General features: G+C 66.5%; 16 protein-coding genes. 8 read left to right on the plus strand and 8 right to left on the minus strand.

Annotated elements, in window-relative coordinates; translation table 11 throughout:
* Nucleotides 1–88 precede the first annotated feature (88 nt).
* Genes K2R93_11420 through K2R93_11430 form a run of 3 tightly spaced genes read right to left on the minus strand, consistent with a single transcriptional unit; the run spans nucleotide 89 to nucleotide 2,951 of the window.
* Nucleotides 89–1,279: a phosphodiester glycosidase family protein gene (locus K2R93_11420; GenBank protein MBY0490440.1), complete on the minus strand. Its 1,191-nt coding sequence runs from the start codon at nucleotides 1,277–1,279 to the stop codon at nucleotides 89–91.
* The gene (locus tag K2R93_11425; protein ID MBY0490441.1) at nucleotides 1,276–2,055 is read right to left on the minus strand and encodes an ABC transporter permease; all 780 of its coding nucleotides are present in this window, start codon (nucleotides 2,053–2,055) and stop codon (nucleotides 1,276–1,278) included. The genes K2R93_11420 and K2R93_11425 overlap by 4 nt, the downstream gene beginning before the upstream one ends.
* Entirely contained in the window at nucleotides 2,052–2,951 is a 900-nt protein-coding gene (locus tag K2R93_11430; GenBank protein ID MBY0490442.1) for an ABC transporter ATP-binding protein, read from the minus strand. The genes K2R93_11425 and K2R93_11430 overlap by 4 nt, the downstream gene beginning before the upstream one ends.
* 161 nt (nucleotides 2,952–3,112) lie before the next feature.
* Between K2R93_11430 and K2R93_11435 the strand changes: the two genes are divergently transcribed.
* The 3 genes from K2R93_11435 to K2R93_11445 are packed head-to-tail and all read left to right on the plus strand — an operon-like array spanning nucleotide 3,113 to nucleotide 5,495.
* On the plus strand, nucleotides 3,113–3,664 hold the full coding sequence (locus K2R93_11435; GenBank protein MBY0490443.1) for a VTT domain-containing protein: 552 nt from the start codon (nucleotides 3,113–3,115) through the stop codon (nucleotides 3,662–3,664).
* Between the two features lie 2 nt (nucleotides 3,665–3,666).
* Nucleotides 3,667–4,299: an HD domain-containing protein gene (locus K2R93_11440; GenBank protein MBY0490444.1), complete on the plus strand. Its 633-nt coding sequence runs from the start codon at nucleotides 3,667–3,669 to the stop codon at nucleotides 4,297–4,299.
* Nucleotides 4,296–5,495, plus strand: coding sequence for a tRNA-guanine transglycosylase (locus tag K2R93_11445; protein ID MBY0490445.1), 1,200 nt, complete (start codon nucleotides 4,296–4,298; stop codon nucleotides 5,493–5,495). Before K2R93_11440 ends, K2R93_11445 begins: the two co-directional genes overlap by 4 nt.
* A gap of 117 nt (nucleotides 5,496–5,612) precedes the next feature.
* Here K2R93_11445 and K2R93_11450 read toward each other — a convergent pair whose 3' ends face one another.
* Entirely contained in the window at nucleotides 5,613–6,389 is a 777-nt protein-coding gene (locus K2R93_11450; protein ID MBY0490446.1) for an aquaporin family protein, read from the minus strand.
* Between K2R93_11450 and K2R93_11455 the strand changes: the two genes are divergently transcribed.
* Complete coding sequence (locus K2R93_11455) at nucleotides 6,388–7,347, plus strand: hypothetical protein (protein MBY0490447.1); 960 nt, start codon at nucleotides 6,388–6,390, stop codon at nucleotides 7,345–7,347. The genes K2R93_11450 and K2R93_11455 overlap by 2 nt on opposite strands.
* A gap of 115 nt (nucleotides 7,348–7,462) precedes the next feature.
* Here the strand turns inward: K2R93_11455 and K2R93_11460 are convergent, their stop codons facing one another.
* A complete protein-coding gene (locus tag K2R93_11460) occupies nucleotides 7,463–7,813 on the minus strand; it encodes a hypothetical protein (GenBank protein MBY0490448.1) in 351 nt (116 codons plus the stop codon).
* Between the two features lie 11 nt (nucleotides 7,814–7,824).
* Nucleotides 7,825–10,368 carry a penicillin acylase family protein gene (locus K2R93_11465; GenBank protein MBY0490449.1) on the minus strand — a complete coding sequence of 848 codons (2,544 nt, stop codon included), beginning with the start codon at nucleotides 10,366–10,368 and terminating at the stop codon, nucleotides 7,825–7,827.
* Between the two features lie 133 nt (nucleotides 10,369–10,501).
* On the opposite strand from K2R93_11465, the gene K2R93_11470 reads away from it, so the two are divergent.
* Nucleotides 10,502–11,017: a sigma-70 family RNA polymerase sigma factor gene (locus K2R93_11470; GenBank protein MBY0490450.1), complete on the plus strand. Its 516-nt coding sequence runs from the start codon at nucleotides 10,502–10,504 to the stop codon at nucleotides 11,015–11,017.
* The gene (locus K2R93_11475) at nucleotides 11,007–13,649 is read left to right on the plus strand and encodes a von Willebrand factor type A domain-containing protein (protein MBY0490451.1); all 2,643 of its coding nucleotides are present in this window, start codon (nucleotides 11,007–11,009) and stop codon (nucleotides 13,647–13,649) included. The genes K2R93_11470 and K2R93_11475 overlap by 11 nt, the downstream gene beginning before the upstream one ends.
* Nucleotides 13,650–14,282: 633 nt before the next feature.
* On the opposite strand, the gene K2R93_11480 is transcribed toward K2R93_11475, so the two are convergent.
* Nucleotides 14,283–15,632: a S8 family peptidase gene (locus K2R93_11480; GenBank protein ID MBY0490452.1), complete on the minus strand. Its 1,350-nt coding sequence runs from the start codon at nucleotides 15,630–15,632 to the stop codon at nucleotides 14,283–14,285.
* Nucleotides 15,633–15,936: 304 nt separating this feature from the next.
* Here K2R93_11480 and K2R93_11485 point away from each other — a divergent pair, with 304 nt between their 5' ends.
* Nucleotides 15,937–16,185 carry a DUF3520 domain-containing protein gene (locus tag K2R93_11485; protein ID MBY0490453.1) on the plus strand — a complete coding sequence of 83 codons (249 nt, stop codon included), beginning with the start codon at nucleotides 15,937–15,939 and terminating at the stop codon, nucleotides 16,183–16,185.
* Nucleotides 16,186–16,188: 3 nt separating this feature from the next.
* Here the strand turns inward: K2R93_11485 and K2R93_11490 are convergent, their stop codons facing one another.
* Entirely contained in the window at nucleotides 16,189–16,569 is a 381-nt protein-coding gene (locus K2R93_11490; protein ID MBY0490454.1) for a hypothetical protein, read from the minus strand.
* A gap of 120 nt (nucleotides 16,570–16,689) precedes the next feature.
* Between K2R93_11490 and K2R93_11495 the strand changes: the two genes are divergently transcribed.
* Complete coding sequence (locus K2R93_11495; GenBank protein MBY0490455.1) at nucleotides 16,690–17,256, plus strand: PepSY domain-containing protein; 567 nt, start codon at nucleotides 16,690–16,692, stop codon at nucleotides 17,254–17,256.
* The last annotated feature ends 247 nt before the right edge of the window (nucleotides 17,257–17,503 follow it).

Genomic DNA, 17,503 nt, shown 5'->3' on the forward strand with positions numbered 1-17,503 from the left:
CAGGACGGCGTGATCAGCCCGCGGTCCTGATGCCCACTCCCTCTTTCCCTCCCCCCTGATGCCTCAGGGGTTCCGCCTTTTTCTCGCGCTACTTACACGTCTGCCGGACGGCGAGTGCATTCGCCACCGCCCGTTCTCCCCCCGCATCACTCGGCTTGTTGACCGTCCGCACCGACCCGTCCGCGCGACGGATATCCAACGCCGACGAGCCCCCGCCGTCGAGGTTGATCGCCCGCGTCGCGCCCAGCGCGAGCATCAGCTCCGCTTCCTGGCGCAGCGTCATTCCCATGCTGTAGCCCTTCTGACGGCCGTCGACGACGGCGAGCCAGGCGCGGCGGCCTTTGCGATCGAGGCCCAGGAGCGTGCGGGGATTCAGATCGCGAAAGCTCGCCTGACCATCGGTGTCCACATCCTTCGCCGCCGCACTGTCGGCGACCAGCATCGGGCGCCCGCCGACCACCTCGGCGAGTGCGGTGCGAGCGGCGGTGGCCCCGCGGCCAACCAACTGCACCGACAGCGTGATCGCCTCGCCCTCGGCGGGAGCCGCCTCGCGCGGGGCGAGATGGAGCAGGAGCGTGTCGCCGCGCACGAGCGTGTCGCCGGCACGCGGGGCATGCGCGATGTAGCGGCCGCTCAGCGTGATGGTCTTGGCGCCCCGCAGTGGCGCCCCCACCGGATCGAGTCGCCAGTAGCGCTTGCGCACGGCGGTATCGAGCGGCGCGCCCCACTTGCTGTCGATCACGCCGTTCGTGCGCACGGCGGGGCGGTTCCAGGCGGTGAGCGTCACCGTGCGCGCGCCGGCGCCGAGCGTGCCAGTTACACGCAGTGTGTCGAAACCGACGGCGCCGTTCACCCCCTGCCAGAAGACCGGGCGATTGTCCGGCCCGGAGATCATCACGCCGCGCTCGACGTGCGCGTTGGTCGGGACACCCGGCGGCGCAAACAGGAAGAAGTCGGCGTTGACCGCGGCGACGGCCCGGGCACCAGCCGGCAGGGCCGCCAGCAGCTGATTCGTGGTAAGCCGCCCCACGGCCGTCGGCGCACCTTTGACGGCCTGCAGTGCGTTGCATCGCAGATCCACGTCCAGCACATAGGCGCGCCACGGCGCGGCCACGTTCACGAGCGAGTGCAGCGTGACCCCGCGCGCGACCGCCTCGGTGCGCACGGAATCGGCGGTCCCTCGCGGCAGCACGAGCGGCCGCGGCGAGAGCGATGGGGCGCGCTGGCAAGCAGCCGCGAGAACCACCAGTACCAACGCATGGCGAACGGTGAGCGTCATACGCGTTTGGTATCGCGCCGAAACAGGAGCATGGCCAGCGAGCCGAACACCAGCGCCCACACGATCACGCTGAACACGGCTTCGATGTGAAAGTTGTGCGTGAGCGGCGAGCGGGCGAGCTCACCCACACCGTACATGGGCGTGAGCTTGGCCACCGTCTGCACGCCGGGAGGCAGCGTACTGACCGGCATGAAGATGCCCCCGAAGAGCGCCATCACGGCCATGGCCGGCCCCGCGAACTGCATCACGTTCTCCGACGGCACCAGAAAGCCCATGAACAGGCCGAAGGCCGCGAACACGCACGAGCTCCCCCAAGCCGCCAGCCCGCACAGCAGCCACTGCTGTGGTTCGAGCGACACGTGGCCGACCAGCGCGCCAATCGTGAAGGTGGAGACAATCGCAAACAACCCGAGCGTCATGGCCACGATCACCTTCATGGCGATGTACGCCGGCGGCGCGAGCGGGGTCAGACGCAGCTGGCGGCTCCAGCCGAGGCTCCGCTCGACGGCGACCGCTGCCCCGCCGCTCGTCGCCCCGATCATCGCGCCGTACACCGCCATGCTCACCATCACGTACCCGAGCATGGCGGCACCACCCGGACGGCGGGCCGCATTGCCGGCCATGCCGAACAGGTAGAAGAAGAGACTCGGGAAGACGAAGATGAACATCGTCGTGCGGCGATTGCGCAGCACGCGCCGCAGTTCGAGCGACAGCGCGGTGATATTGAATCCGCCCATGGGCGGGGCGTTGCGCGTGGTGATGACATCGGTACTCATCGCACGGCTCCGGCTGGGGCGTCGTCACCGGTCAGGGCGACGAACGCCTCTTCGAGGTTCTGCGACGTGATCTCGAGATCGCGCGCAGGGGTTTCTGTGAGCAACCAACGGGCGATGGCATCGGAATCGACGCACTGCACGATCACCGCATCGCCGCGTGTCTCCACGTGGGTCACGCCGGCGAGCTGCTCGATCGCGGCCAGCGGTGCATCGGGCAAGTACGCGCGCACCGTGCGACCGGTTGCGAGCGCCTTGATCTCGGCGGTGGTACCGTCGGCGACGATTTGCCCTTGCCGCACCAGCACGATGCGATCGGCGTACGCGTCGGCCTCGTCGAGATAGTGGGTGGCGAACAACACCGTGCGCCCCTTCCCCGCATCGGCGCGAATGGCGCCCCAGAAATCACGACGCCCCTCCACGTCCATCCCGGTGGTGGGCTCGTCCAGAATGAGCAGTCGCGGATCGCTCAACAGCGCCATCGCAAAGCGCAGGCGCTGTTGCTCACCGCCGGAGCACTTCCCAACCTGCCGATCGGCGATGTGCGCGATCCCCGCCCGCTCCATGCACTCGGCCGCCGGGCGAGTGTGCGCAAACAGCGACGCGGTGAAGCGCACGGTTTCGCCGACGGTGAAGTCCTTGAGCAGTCCGCCGGTTTGCATCACGGCGGCCACGTCGCCACGCGCGATCGCGTCAGCGGGCGTCTGGCCGTAGACCGTCACACTCCCCTCATCGGGGCGGGCGAGGCCAAGGAGCATATCGATGGTCGTCGTCTTCCCGGCGCCATTGGGGCCGAGGAAGGCCACGATTTCGCCCGGTGCGATCTGGAGCGACAAGTCGCGGACGGCGGTGACAGGCCCGTACCGCTTGGTGAGGTGCTGCAAGTCGACAGCGTACACGAATGACGAGTGGCGAGAGCCGGCATCGGGGCGGGACCCCAAAGGTAGTCGCGGGAACACGACCTGTCCCTGTCGTACGGCGCGGGGCGCCGCCGGTTTCTCGCGATGTCCCGTCGGTGCCCGAGAGCTATCCCGCAGCCCGTCTGGGCTATCTTTCCGGCATGTCTGCTCCCACTGCCCCGCTCGGTCGCTTCGCGCGCCTGCATGCCCGTCTGCAGCAGTGGGCCGATGCCGGCTGGGCGAACAGCGTGGTGCTCGGCTGGGGGCTGCTGCAGGGGTTCATCTTCCCGGGGCTCGCCGATCTGTTTTTTCTGCCGCTGGCGCTCGCCCGCCCGGCGCGCGCGTACACGCTGGCCCTCGTGGCAACGGCTGGCACGATGATCGGGTCGGTTGGGCTGTACTGGCTGGGACACGAGGCGCTGTCGGTACTCCAGGGGCCGCTCGCGAACTTCTTTGACTTGTCACCGGCCACGATCGATCGCTACCGCGGCACGCTCGCCGAGTGGGGCGGGTGGGCGATCTTTGCGAGTACCATGAGCCCGTTGTCCACGAAACTCACGAGCATCGCCTCGGGGATCGTGGGCGTGCCGTTCGTGGAATTCTTTCTGGCGCTGGCCGCGGGGCGTCTGACGCGCACGATGGTGTTCGCGTGGCTCGTGCGCCATGGGGGCGCGCAGGCCGTGGAGCGGTGGACCGGCAAGAAGGTCGCGTGACGATGCATCCGATCGATCCAGCAGAGCTGCATGGCATCCTGACATTTCTGCGCCGCGCCGAGGCGCTCAAGATGACGACGCGGACGTCGTGGACGTCGGACGGCGCACCGGAAACGGTGGCGAGTCATACGTGGCGCCTCTGCCTCATGGCGATGGTGCTGGCGCCGTGCGTGCCGGGGATCGACCTGGGGAAGCTGCTGCGCATCTGCGTGGTGCACGATCTGGGCGAAGCGATCGGCGGCGACATCTCGGCGGTGCTGCAGGCGGGGGTACCAAGCAAGGCGGCGCAGGAGCGTGCGGACCTGCTGGAGCTCACGAAGGAGTTGCCGGTGTCGCTGCGCGACGAACTGGTGGCACTGTGGGATGAGTACGAATCGGCCTCGAGTCCCGAGGCACGGTTGGCCAAGGGGCTCGACAAGCTCGAGACGATCCTGCAGCACAATCAGGGGGCGATGCCGGCAGGGTTCGACTTCCGGTTCAACCTGGGGTATGGGGCGACGTACACGAGTTCGGAGCCGGCGCTGAGGCAGGTGCGGGAAGTGCTGGATGGGGAGACGGAGCGACGTGCTTTAGAGCGGGAAGACGAACGGCGGGAAGACTTGCTGCGGGAAGACGTACGGCGGGATGGGGTGTGAGCGCGTTTTCGTTTCGCACGTCGAACGCCAACGGGGCGGCGCGGCTGGGGTGGTTCACGACGCCGCATGGGGTGATCGAGACGCCGGCGTTCATGCCGGTGGGGACGCATGCGAGCGTGCGCGGGCTCGCTATGCCGGAGCTCCGTGCGGCTGGCGCGCGGATGATTCTCGCCAATGCGTATCACCTGTATCTCCGGCCGGGCGACGAGATGGTGCGCGCCCTTGGCGGCGTGCATGCCTTCGCGCGGTGGGATGGGCCAATGCTCACCGACTCGGGCGGATACCAGGTGTTCTCGCTGTCACGCTACCGGTCGGTCTCTGAGCACGGGGTCGAGTTCAAGAGCAAGCTCGATGGCTCGCTGCACCAGTACACGCCGGAGCGGGTGATGCAGATCGAGCGCAACATCGGCGCCGATGTGATCATGCAGCTCGACGAGCTTATCGAAGGTGGCTCCCCCTATCGCGCGAGTGGCGCGGCGATGGAGCGCAGCCTGCGCTGGCTCGAGCGGTGTCGCGTGGAGTTCGAACGCATAGAACGCGAGGGGCGCGCGCCGTTGCCCGCGCTCACGGTGCCCGAGGGCGCGCCGGCGCTGCACACCACGGTGGACGCGCCGCCGCAGGCGCTCTTTCCCATCGTGCAGGGCGGCACCCACGACGATCTGCGCGCCCGCAGCATCGAAAGCATCCTGAGTGCCGGCGATTGGGTCGGCATCGCGGTGGGCGGCTTGAGCGTAGGCGAAGCGAAGGAGGCGATGTACCACACCTTCGACACCTGCGCGCCGCTGCTGCCGTGGGACAAGCCCCGCTACCTCATGGGCGTGGGTTTCCCCGATGATCTGCTCGAAGCCGTCGGGCGCGGCATGGACCTCTTCGACTGCGTCGCGCCAACGCGCATGGGTCGCCATGGGACCGTGTTCACACCCACGGGCAAAGTGCAGATCACGAAGAGCAGTTATCGGCTGGATCGCCGGCCGCTGGTCGCGACGTGTCCGTGCCCGGCGTGTACCCAGTATGACCGGGCGTACCTACGGCATCTGCATGTGACCGAGGAGCCCCTCGGCCCGCGACTCCTGGCGCTGCACAACCTCACGTTCCTCATGGAGCTCATGCGGGAAACGAGAGCACGGCTTCGCGAAGGCTCGTTTGGCTCGTGGGCGGCGGAGTGGCTTTGGCGTTATCGCGGGCGGAGAGAGTGAACATCTCGCACAGAGACACAGTGAACACAGAGGGACACAGGGTATTTCTTTTTCGTTGATCGTTTTTCTCTGTGCGTCTCTGTGACCCTCCGTGCCTCTGTGCGAGACACTCACCACTCAAGCCGGCGCGATGGCTCGCAGCAGGAGCACGGCACTCACCGCGCCGATGATCGGCCCCACGATGGGGATCCACGCGTAGCTCCAGTCGCTGCTCCCCTTCCCGGCGATCGGGAGGAGCGCGTGGGCGATGCGCGGTCCGAGATCACGTGCGGGGTTGATCGCGTAGCCGGTGGGGCCGCCGAGTCCGAGGCCGACGCCCCACACCACCGCACTGACGAAGATGGGCGTCAGATTGCTCGCTGGCGTTGTGCCGCTCACGCCGCGCATGCCAAGTGCCGAGGCAATGAACACCAGCGCGAAGGTGCCGATCGCTTCGGTGATCAGATTATTCAGCGGATGCCGAATGGCCGGGCCCGTCGAAAAGCAGGCCAGGATATCGGCAGCATTCGTGGCCCGCCGCCAGTGATTGAGATACGCGAGCCACACCAGCGTGGCACCGGCGATGGCGCCGGCGAGCTGGGCACCGATGTGCCAGAGCGCATTAGACAGCGTGCGGGCGCCCGTGACCACATTGGCGATACTGCCGGCGGGGTTGAGTTCACCCGGCGCACCCAGCGCCAGCGCGACGGCCACGCCGGCCAGCACGGCCAGGGCCCATCCGGTGGTGATGACGATCCACCCCCCATTCTGGCCCTTCGTCTCGGGAAGCACCACGTTGGCAACGACGCCGTTGCCGAGCAGGATGAGGACGAACGTTCCGAAGAACTCGCCCAAGGCAGTGGTTGGCATCTCCGAGTTTGCGCCCGAGCCCCGCAGGCCGCAACTTCGCGACATGCCTGCCACCTTCCCTTCCCGCTGGCGCGGCCTCGCGGCTCTTGGCGCCGCCGCCCTTCTCGCGGCCACCGCCCTGCCCGCGCAGGCGCCCGTGGTCCGTACCGCCTTCCCCGACGCGCGCGGCATCCCGCTCACGGCATTCCCACGCTTCGTGAAGCTGGCGGATCGCGTCTACGGCTATGAGGAAATCCGGAATCCTGGCATGACCACGGTCAGCCTCGTGGTCATCGGCACCAACGGCGTGCTCATCGCCGATGGGCAGGGGTCACCGGCGGCGACGCAAACGATGGTGAACAAGATCAAGGAGCTCACACCGCTGCCGATCAAGTGGTACGTGGTGGGCTCCGATCACGGCGACCACACCGCCGGCAACAGCGTCCTGCCGAAGGACATCAAGTACGTCGTGAGCCCGGCGTCGCTCGCGCAGCTCAAGAAGGACTCGGCCGCCGCCACTCAGGGGCGCGTCGTAGTCGTGCCTCCCGCCGCCATGACCGGCACCGAAGAGACGATCGACGTGGGCGGCACCACCGTGAAGGTCCTCAATCTGGGCCGCGCGCACACGGGCGGCGATCTCATGGTGCAGCTGCCGCGCGAGAAGATCCTCTTCATGAGCGAGGTCTACCTCAATCGCGTCTTCCCGGCGATGCGCTCAGCGTACCCAAGCGAGTGGGTGAGGACGGTGGACGCGGCGCTCGCGCTCAAGAACGTGGACCGCTTCGTACCGGGACACGGCTTCATCGAAGAACCCAAGGTCTCTCGCGAGGAGCTCGTGACCTTCCGCGATGCGCTCGTGAGCGTGATTGCCGAAGTGAAGCGGCAGAAGACGCTCGGCGTGAGCGTGGACGACGCGGTGAAGCAGGCCCAGTGGGGCGCGCTGAGCAGCTGGATGCTGGCGGACCAGCAGGGGCCGATCGCGGTACGGCGGGTGTGGCTGGAGTTGGATGGAACGCTGAAGTAACCCACAACCCACGACGAACCCACCACCCACGACCAACTCATAACCCACGACCAAAAACACGAAACCCAGAATTGATCGGTTCTGGGTTTCGTGTTTTTGGTTTTGGGTTGTGGGTTTACTGCGGTTTACGCTCCGCCAGCCGCCCAATTCCCCCCGCCAGCCCCCCGCTCTGCAGCGCCGGCAGCAGCACCGTCACGGCCAGCAACGCCGCGCCGGGGAGCTTGAAGTTCGCGCCGATCATCTCGGCGAAGTGGGCCACGGGCGCGCCGCGCACCGCGGCGACGGCCAGCAACAGCGCGGTCGCCACGAGCGCGGAGAGAAAGCCGATACGAAAGGCGCCGCGCCCGCCGCCGAGTCCGACGAGCGCGCCAATGATGATCCCGGCGCCTGCCGCGCCCCAGATGCCACCGAAGCTGAGGGCGAGGACCTGCACCACCAGCGCGAGCACGAAATGCGATGACTTCATCGTGATCTCCGTTAGCGGGCGCCGGCGGCGCGCAGGGTGAGTGTGGCTTTCACGTCACCGCTCGCGAGTTCGGCGGGTGTATGCGGCGTTCGTACGCTGTCGAGCGTGCCCTCCGTCCAGAGCGGATAGCGATCGAGATAGCGCGGGCTCGCGGGGTTGCCGCTCTGCCCGCCCGGATACGTGGCGCGAATGACGGGCTGCTTGTCGAGCTCTACCACCATGCGCCAGCTGGCACCGAAGTTCGCGCGCTTCGAGGCGACACTGGGGTTCAGTGTCCCCCGTCCGCCATTGATACCGGCGTCGGGCGCGGCAAAGCCGGCCAGGCGCAGCAGGTGCGCCGGGTGCGCGGGCGTCGTGCGCTCCCACGTCCACGGGTCCTTGGTCGGATCGCCGAACTGCGTCACCAGCGTGTCGTACGCCCACGCGAGAGCGCTCGCCATGAGGCGATCGCGATCTTCGATCACACTCGCGGTCCGACGATCGTCCCACCACGCGTTGCTCGAGTCCGCGATGAGCTGCAGCAGACGCGATTCGCTCGGCGTGGCCACCCGCGTGTCCTTGCCCTTGGGCATGAGCTCGTCGTAGAGCTGCTGCGTGAGCCGCCCCATGGCCGTTTCGAAGAGACGCGCGCCGGTATTCGACTTGGTATAGGCGCGGTCCCACGTGCCGAGCATATCGACGGCGGCCTTGAGCGACTTGTCGGTGTCGCCCTGCTGCACACGCACGGTGCCCGCATGCACGAACGCCGGCACCAGGCGATCGGCGCGTACGCTGGTGGGGTTGGTCTGGAACTGCCGCATCTTGTCCGGTGTCATGCTGCTGTCCCCGCGCAACAGGCGGTTGATCTGCAGCGCGCGCCAGATCTCGTAGTGCCCATCGACGCCGAGATAGAGCGGGTCGATCTCCGGATCGATCGGCTCCTGATTGGCACTCGCGAGATACCCCTGCGCGGGCCGAATGCTTTGCGGATAGCGCGCGACCGGGCGGAAGCCGAGCCAGTCGTTCTTGCGGGTATTCCCTTCGAGAATCGCCGTGCCGCGGCCGCTGTCGGCGCGAATGGGATACTTGCCGGTGGAGCGAATGGCAATCGTGCCGGCCGTGTCGGCCACGATCATGTTCTGCGCCGGCGCGGTGAAGTACGTCGCCATTGAATCAAGGAACGCCTCGGCGGTGTTCGCATGTGCGGCGCTGTAGAAGCCCATGATCTCCTGCCCGGCTTCGAGCACCGTCCAGCGCATGGAGAGCCACTCGCTCCCTTGGCGGCGCATCGGCCCCCGGTGCGTGTAGTACACCGTATCGGTGACAATCAGCGCGCCGCGCTTGTCGCGATACTGCTCCACGCGAGTGTCCACGAATGGCGTGCGCTGCCCATCCAGCTCATAGGTGGTGGGGTTGGCCTTGTCGTCCACCGTTTCGCGCCAGAAGTCCATGACGTCGGCGCCAGTGTTGGTGAAGCTCCAGGCGAGCGAACGGTTGTAGCCGATCGTGACGCCGGGCGCGCCCGGAATGGTGACGCCGCCGATGTCCATCTTGCCCGGCACGACCATATGCACTTCATACCAGATACTTGGCAGCGTGAGCTCGAGATGCGGATCCCCCGCGAGCAACGCCTTGCCACTCCTGCTGCGCTGCGGCGCGACGGCCCAGTTGTTCGAGGCAAACGCGCGCTCCTGCTGCAGCAGCGCGCGCTCCTCGGGGGAGCCCTCACGGTCGCGCGTCCAGCGCAGTGGGCCCACGTCGCTGCCACGCATCAGTTGCGCAAGGAATCGCACCGCCGTGCTATCGGGGGCGCTGGGCGCCGGCAGCGGGGTGAGCGCTTCGCGCGGCGCATTACGCGGCGCCGGCTGAATGGGCTCCTGCACGGGGGAGTCGCTGTCGAAGATCGCGCGCGCCGCCGCATCACCGATCGTGGCACGAGCCTGCAGCAGGTCCAGCTCCACCGGCGCGTGCGCGAGCGTGTACCCCATGCGATTGAGCAGGTGCAGCGTGTAGATCGGCTTCCACTCGCGTGGCGCCACCTGCAGCAGCTTGTACTCCACCGGCCACTGCGAGGCCGGGAGTGCGCGGCGATAGGCGTTGATCCCGTCGGCGTAGGCCTGCAGGATCTGCATCATGGGGCCGTTCGGGTCCATCCCCTTGAAGCGGAGCTCCGCCGAACGCGGCATCCCCAGATGGCGCGTCTCCTGATCGGCGCTCAACGCCACGTCGCCCACGAGTTCCGTCAGGGTGCCCTCGCCGGCGCGGCTCTGGACCTCCAGCTGGAAGAGGCGGTCGCGCGCCACCACGTAGCCCAGCGCGCGGACGGCATCGAGCTCGGTGGTGGCGAAGATGTGCGGGACGCTGCGGCTGTCATAGCGCACGTCCACTTCTCCGGTCATGCCGGGGATGGCGGCGGTGGCGCTGGCCGGGAGGTCATTCTGGGCGTTGGCCCAGAGCCCCACCGACGGGGACAGGAGCGCGTTGAGGGGGGGCACGGCGCCGACCCCCTGGGTGCCGGCCCAGGTGGCCGCAGCCCCCAGCGCCAGCAGTGACACGGCAGAAACGAGTTTGGCCATCCGGGAAGGATCCGATCTGGCGCTCCGGTGTGCAAGTTCGGACGTGGCCGGCGTCTCCCCCAGTGACCGCCACTTTCGGGCGGTGGAACGGGCAGCGGATGTGAACGGGCGAGACGCCAAACGGGATTGCGCAATGGATCACGTGGACCGGCTGTTTCGGGAGTATCACGCCCCCGTCGTGCGGTATCTCACACGACGATTGGGAGATCGTGACCTCGCCGAGGAATTGGCACAGGAGACCTTCGTGCGGGCGCTGCGGCATGCGCCGGCCACGAACGAGCGCGCGTGGATCTTTGCCGTCGCGACGAACCTCGTGCGCGACGAGGCGCGCCGCGATGCGCGCGAACGGAAGCGACTGACGATGCTCCGCCTCGAGGCCGAGGAAGCACTGGAGCCGGAGCCGACGTCGCTCGAACGATTGCAGGAGCAGGCGCTGGCCCGCTCGGCGGTGGACGCACTCGCCGAGAAGGACCGGATGGCGCTGCTGCTCCGTGAAGAAGGGCTCGACTATCACGAAATCGCCGCCGCCCTCGGACTCGCCGTGGGGAGCGTGGGCACGACGCTGTCGCGTGCCCGTCGCCGGCTCGTGGACGCTTATGAGGCGCTGCAGCGTGATCGCGCGGCGCGGGAGGGGACCGATGTCGCGTGACAACTTTGAGCTGCCGGATCCGGCGGCGTTCGGTGTGTCGGACCACGTGTTGCGGCCGACGTTCGATGGCGCCGGCCATGTCGATGAGGGAACGATCCACGCGTGGCTCGATGGCGCGTTCGGGAGCGACGACGCAGCGCGCGTTGACGCGCACGTGGCGAGCTGCGCGACGTGCCAGACGCAGGTCGCCGAGGCGCGCGGCCTGTTCGCCGCGAGCGCGCGGATCCTTGGTACGCTCGATGGCGTGCCGGCTGGGGTGGTGCCGAAGGTAGATGCCGCGGTGACCGCGGCCCGCCTGGCGACGGCCGTGCCGACGCCACGCGTGGCGCGCCGGCCGTGGATCGGGATTGCGGCCGCGGCGGTCCTGATGGTGGGCTCGGTGACGGTGTGGCAGCGGTCTGGCACGCGTCGTGGAGCGACTACGGCGAGTGAGGCGCCCGCTCCGGCGCCGGCAGCTTCGGTCGCGGAGGTGGCGGGTGGGGCTCGCGACACCACTGTTGCCACGGTCGCGACGTCGGCCCAAGCGCCGTCCCCATCCGCGAGCGCCCGCAGGGCGCCCGTGGCCGAGCACTCCTCCTCGCGCGTTGCTGACGCGGCTGCCCCCGTACCATCCGCGCCCGAATCAGCGCCAGCTCCCACCGTGGCATCTGCCGTGGCATCTGGCGTGGCCCCCACGACGCTCGCCTCCAAGGTCGAGAGCCCGGAGGCGTCGGCAACGGCGCGTTGGTTCGTGATGTACGGAACCGTTCGGGACGGAGCAACCCTGCAGCCCGTACGCTCCGGGTCCGTGCAAGTCTCCGGGACCATGTACGGGTCGACCGTCGATTCGCTCGGACGCTTTCGCATCGCGCTCGCCGTGTCGCGCGAGGTCCGCCTACCCGTGTTTGCACGGGCGATCGGCTACGAACCATCCTCGACGACCGTCGCAGTGACGGGTGACTCCTCGCGCGTGGACTTCACCCTCCGCGCACGCCCCGCATCGCTCGCGCAAACGGTGGTGACGGCCTCGCGGTCCCGCCCTGAACGCGCGCTTGATGCACCCGCGCAGATCAGCACGCTCACCAGCGAACGCATCGCACAGCGCCCCGGGAACGGGGCCCCCGCACCCGCGGCGGCTCCGGCCAATGTGGGCATCGCCGGCGGCATTGCCCGTGGTCGTGAACTCGCGCCGCAGGCCCGCAAGACGACCGGCATGGACTCCCTCGGCCGCTTCACGCCGCCGCGCGACCGCGAGCAGTACGACCGCATCGAAGACAATCCGTTCCTCGCGGTGCGTTCGAACCCGATGTCCACCTTCTCCGTGGATGTGGACCGCGCCAGCTACGGCAACGTGCGCCGCTTCATCACGAGCGGTGGGCGGCCGCCCAAGGATGCGGTGCGCATCGAGGAGCTCATCAACTACTTCCCGTACGATCTCCCCGAACCCACAGGGGCCGATCCGGTGCGCATCACCACCGATGTCATGCCGGCGCCGTGGCAGCCCAGGCATCAGCTGGTGCGCATTGCGCTGCAGTCCAAGCGGATTGCCACCGATAAGCTGCCGCCGAACAACCTGGTGTTCCTCATCGATGTCTCCGGCTCGATGATGTCGCCCGATAAGCTCCCGCTCGTGAAGCAGTCGCTTCGGTTGCTCGTCGATCAGCTGCGGCCGCAGGATCGCGTGGCGATCGTGGCCTACGCCGGCGCGGCCGGGCTAGTGCTGCCCAGCACGAGTGGCGATGAGAAGGTGCAGATCACCGAGGCCATCGATCGCCTCGAGGCGGGGGGCTCCACGGCCGGTGGGGCCGGCATCATGCTCGCCTATGCCACGGCGCGCGCCAACTTCCTCGAGCACGGCAACAATCGCGTGATCATTGCCACCGATGGCGACTTCAACGTGGGCGCGACCGGTGGCGACCTGGAGCGGCTCATTGAACTCAAGCGCAGCGAGGGCGTGTACCTCACCGTGCTGGGCTTCGGGACCGGCAACTACCAGGACGCGATGATGGAAAAGCTCGCGAAGAAGGGGAATGGCAACTACGCCTACATCGACGAGCTGAACGAGGCGCGCAAGATGCTGATGCGCGAGATGGGCGCCACGCTGCTCACCGTCGCGAACGATGTGAAGCTGCAGATCGAGTTCAACCCCGCCGCCGTGCAGGGCTATCGTCTGATCGGCTACGAGGATCGCCTGCTGCGCGACGAAGACTTCAACGACGACCAGAAAGACGCCGGCGACATGGGGGCCGGGCATCAGGTCACGGCGCTGTACGAGGTGGTACCGGTGGGCGTCGACGGCACGGTCACGCTCCGCGGCGTCGATGCACCGCGCTACCAGGCGCCCGCTCCCGCGACCGCGGGGGCGCGCGACGAGTTGCTCTTCGTGAAGCTGCGCTACAAGAAGCCCGGCAACAGTGCCAGTCAGCTGCTGCAGCAGGCCGTGCGCACGAACAGCGGCCGTGGCACCACCGACACGCGCTTCGCGGCGGCCGTCGCGCAGTTCGGGATGCTGCTGCGCGACTCGGAGTACAAGGGAACGAGCAGCGCCGCGCAGGTCCTGGAGCAGGCCCGCGCGGCGCTGGGGGAAGACGAGGGCGGCTATCGCGCCGCGTTCATCGAGCTGGTCGAACGCTGGCGGCAAATTTCGAGGTAAACAGAAGGGACGGCATAGTCCCTTAGCGCGAGACCCGCACTCCCACCGATCCAGCTATCGCTGGACGGCTTGCGATTGGGGATATGTAGTCTACGGCGAGGAAAGGGCCACTTCCTCGATTGACACCGATGGCGGAGTGTACACCTATGCCTACGTCACTCCTGTCGAACTGCATGAACGTGAGACTCGGACCGAGGTAAAACCCAGCCCGGGAGTGACGCAGGCCCCACATTCTCGAAAATGACGCGGTCACGAACAGGGAGTTGGAGGGACACCACTCACTGCAGAGTTTCGAACTGAAGCCATATCGGGCATCAAGCTCTCCGACGTACCGAGTCGCCGCGCGGATCTCGAGTCCCACGCCGACGAGGTTACGAATCGCCGACGAAGGCCCGCGAGAGGGACCTGGATTGGCCGGAAACCTACCCTTTCCGAGGCTTATCAGTACGCCGGTGCGACTCGCTGACCGTGTCGTATCCTGAGCTTGTAGCTCTGCAGAGATCAGCAGCAAACCAAGGGAGATAAGTCTCGGAAACCGACCAAGCAACGCCGCAGACGCTGTGTGCGATTGACGGCGTAGGTCATGCGCCAAGCGTAAATGCACCACACCGAAGCTGCGCTCCACCAGCGAGTTCATGGGCATATGAAGGCAGAACTCGTCGGATCAACGTACACGCCCCAGTCCGCGACGGCGGTGTTTCCCAACGCATCGGTAACACTGAGAAAAAGGTTCCCGGAGGCCGCTGGCGATCCCGTGATTGAGACCGTGGATCCGTCCAGCACACCGCTCCACGAAATGGTGAATGGTCGGCGACCGGCCTTAATTGAAGATGACCAAGTACATATGGCACCACTCGGGACCGAATGAGGACCATTGATTGCCACCTGCACCGGCGCCGGAAGCTTCGAATACAGAAACAGATCGCCGATGTTCCCAACAAGGCCGGTGGTCGCACCGTCACGAATCGCGAAGTGCACCTCGTCGTTCGTATCGTTGGGATATTTGGCAAACACGAGTGCGGCAACCCCTGCCACCATCGGTGCGGAGATGGAGGTACCCGAAGGGTAGTTGTATCCGCCTTGATAGGATGCCTGCGGAGCACCGTCTCCCGGAGCATAGATATCCACACACTCCCCGAAATTCGAGAAATATGTGCGAGCGTCGTTAGCGTCGGTTGCTCCCACCGTCATGAGCTCGACTACGTTCGCAGGTGAGGAGTTGCAGGCATCTGTCGCCTCATTTCCCGCCGCCACGGTCACAAAGACGCCGGCATTCCGAAGCTTTTGTGCAGCGTCATGCACGGACCCAGGTAAGACTCCATCCAGAAAGGCAGACATTCCAAAGCTGATGTTCGCAACCGCGGGCTTGATGTGGTAGCTGGCGACCCACTCCAGACCAGCTATGACGTCTGAGCGACTTGGCTGACGGTCACATCCGGTCACCCTGACAGACCAGATCTTTGCGCCCTTCGCGACGCCGTACTCCGAACCCGCGGCGGCAGACGCGGTACTTGTTCCGTGTCCAACACAATCGTCTAGAGCTGGCGATCCGGGGTCGAAAGTCCAACCAGTGTACAGGCGGCCTGTGAAGTCTGGGTGAGTGCCCTTAATGCCGGTATCTATGATATAGATATTGACGTTACTCTGGCCGACGAGTGAGTACGTGAACTGATTGTCAGACGGTCCATTTCGCTGATCGATCCGCCCGAGTCCCCACCCAGCGTTTAGATCGACATCGTACAGGTCCAGCTTTTCGTCCGCAATCACTCGACTCACTCGTGGGTCGGCGGAAAGTAAGTCGATTTCATCCGAAGTCATGTCCGCAGCGAAGCCCTTAAAGAACTTCGAGAATTTTTGGAAGATCCTCCCGTGCACACGAGATACAGCCTGGTCGCGCGCGCGTAGCGCCGACTCATCTTCGAGACCCTCCTTGATTACCACCAGGTATCGTCCGGGAAGACGCCGAGGAGAGGAGGTTTGCATCAGGCGAGAAGGCTCCAATGGCGTTAACTGAGGGCCATCGGTTCTACTGCAGGAGGCAAGTATGAACGGAAAGATCGCGCTCGTCGCGATGAGAAATCTCGGGTCGTAATGCACGAAGGACTCCGATTGGGGTTGTCATTTGCCAAGGCTCGGCGACGGCAATTCGGTGTTAAGCGAGCGAGCTGTCAATAGGGAAACCGAGAAGCGCTATTGCTCTCCGATTGTCAGAGATCGTGATTGCCACCATGTGGCAGCGCGACTGATCTCAGCACTCTGATCGACGCCGCGCACGTCGATAGCGGACATGGGCATCCGCGACGCTTGCATGGGTACCTTCCCATTAGGATCGAAGCGTATCGCCGGACCTCCAATCGCTTACCTGATTCGCTGCCACGCGCCGCTTTGGATGCTGCTGCGCGACTCGGAGTACAAGGGAACGAGCAGCGCCGCGCAGGTCCTGGAGCAGGCCCGCGCGGCGCTGGGGGAAGACGAGGGCGGCTATCGCGCCGCGTTCATCGAGCTGGTCGAACGCTGGCGCAAACTGCCGAAGTAACGATTACTGCTGCCGGACCGCGCTGAAGGGGAAGGCGCCCATGCCGCCAACTTCGAGCATGCCGTTCATGGTGTCCTTGTCCTTCATCGCGCCGGCGCCGTTGATCACGATGGCCTGGCCACCCATATCGAGCGAGAACCCGAAGAACACCGAGTCGCCCTTCTGCACGCCGCGCAGCTGCGACGAGCCGAGCTCCGACTCGATGGTGCCGGCCAGCGAGTCACCCTTCTGCGTCCAGGTGATGAGCGAGGTGCGCGCCTGATCCGGCGTCGCGATGGAGACGTTCCACTTGCCGGTGAGGTCGGCGATGAGGCGCGGCGCGGCAACAGCCACGCTGGCGGCCGCGCAGAGGAGAGCGGCCGAGGCGACGAAGCGACGAAGCATGGGCTCGAAAGGGCTGGGGGTGGGCCGGGAAGCCACGCGGGTCGGATGCGTGGTCCCGATAGGATAGAGATTACCCGCGAAACGGTTGAAAGATAGCGGTGCCGGGACCAACGTACCCGAATGCCTACCCCTGCCTTCTGGAGACAGTGGCACCGCTGGATCGGTGCCCCGGCCGCCCTTTTTCTGGCCTTTGCCGCCCTCACCGGCGTGATCGTCGCCGGCGTCGAGTTCTTTGGCGAGGACGAAGCCGTCCGCGAGGCCAACCGCGAGCTGGTGAGCGCGGTCAAAACGACCTCCCCGCCGGACGCCTGGCAGGGGTTGATCAACAAGGTCATGACCGGCGCCGCGAAGCAGGCGCCGGACGCCCCGATCGACAAGATCGCCATTGAGCTCAAGGGGACGGCGCCGGTCATCACCGTCTATCTGGGGAAGCCGACCGGCGGCGAAGACAAGCGCCTGCTCTTCGATGCCAGAACCGGGAATTTCCTGCACGTAGACGACTACTCCGACAAGCCGCTGATCAACCGCATCCACTCGGGGGAGGCGTTCGGCGACGGCGGGCTGGTGGCGTCGATGCTCTGGGGGCTCGCGCTCTTTGCGCTGACCGTGTCGGGGTTCCTGCTCTACTGGCGACTCGCGGGAGCGAACCGGCAGGGACGGACGGGACTCAAGCGGTGGTTCTTTTAGGGTGCTCGGACTTCCGACAGCGGAATCGGATGTCGGTCTACGGACCACTATGGACAGTGGGAATCGAGATCTGGCTCGGACATTGGGGGTGGGAGTGCCAAGGCAAGGGCTTGCTGCGCTCCGTCAGTCAGACATCCGATCGCCCGAACGAGGTGCGCAACACCGCGCGAGGGCAGTCCGTCGCGCGGAGCGCAGCAAGTCCTTGCCCTGGCACTCCGACCCCCAATGTCCGTCAACCGTCACGACT

Source organism: Gemmatimonadaceae bacterium, assembly GCA_019752115.1.
In the GTDB taxonomy this organism is placed as follows: domain Bacteria; phylum Gemmatimonadota; class Gemmatimonadetes; order Gemmatimonadales; family Gemmatimonadaceae; genus Gemmatimonas.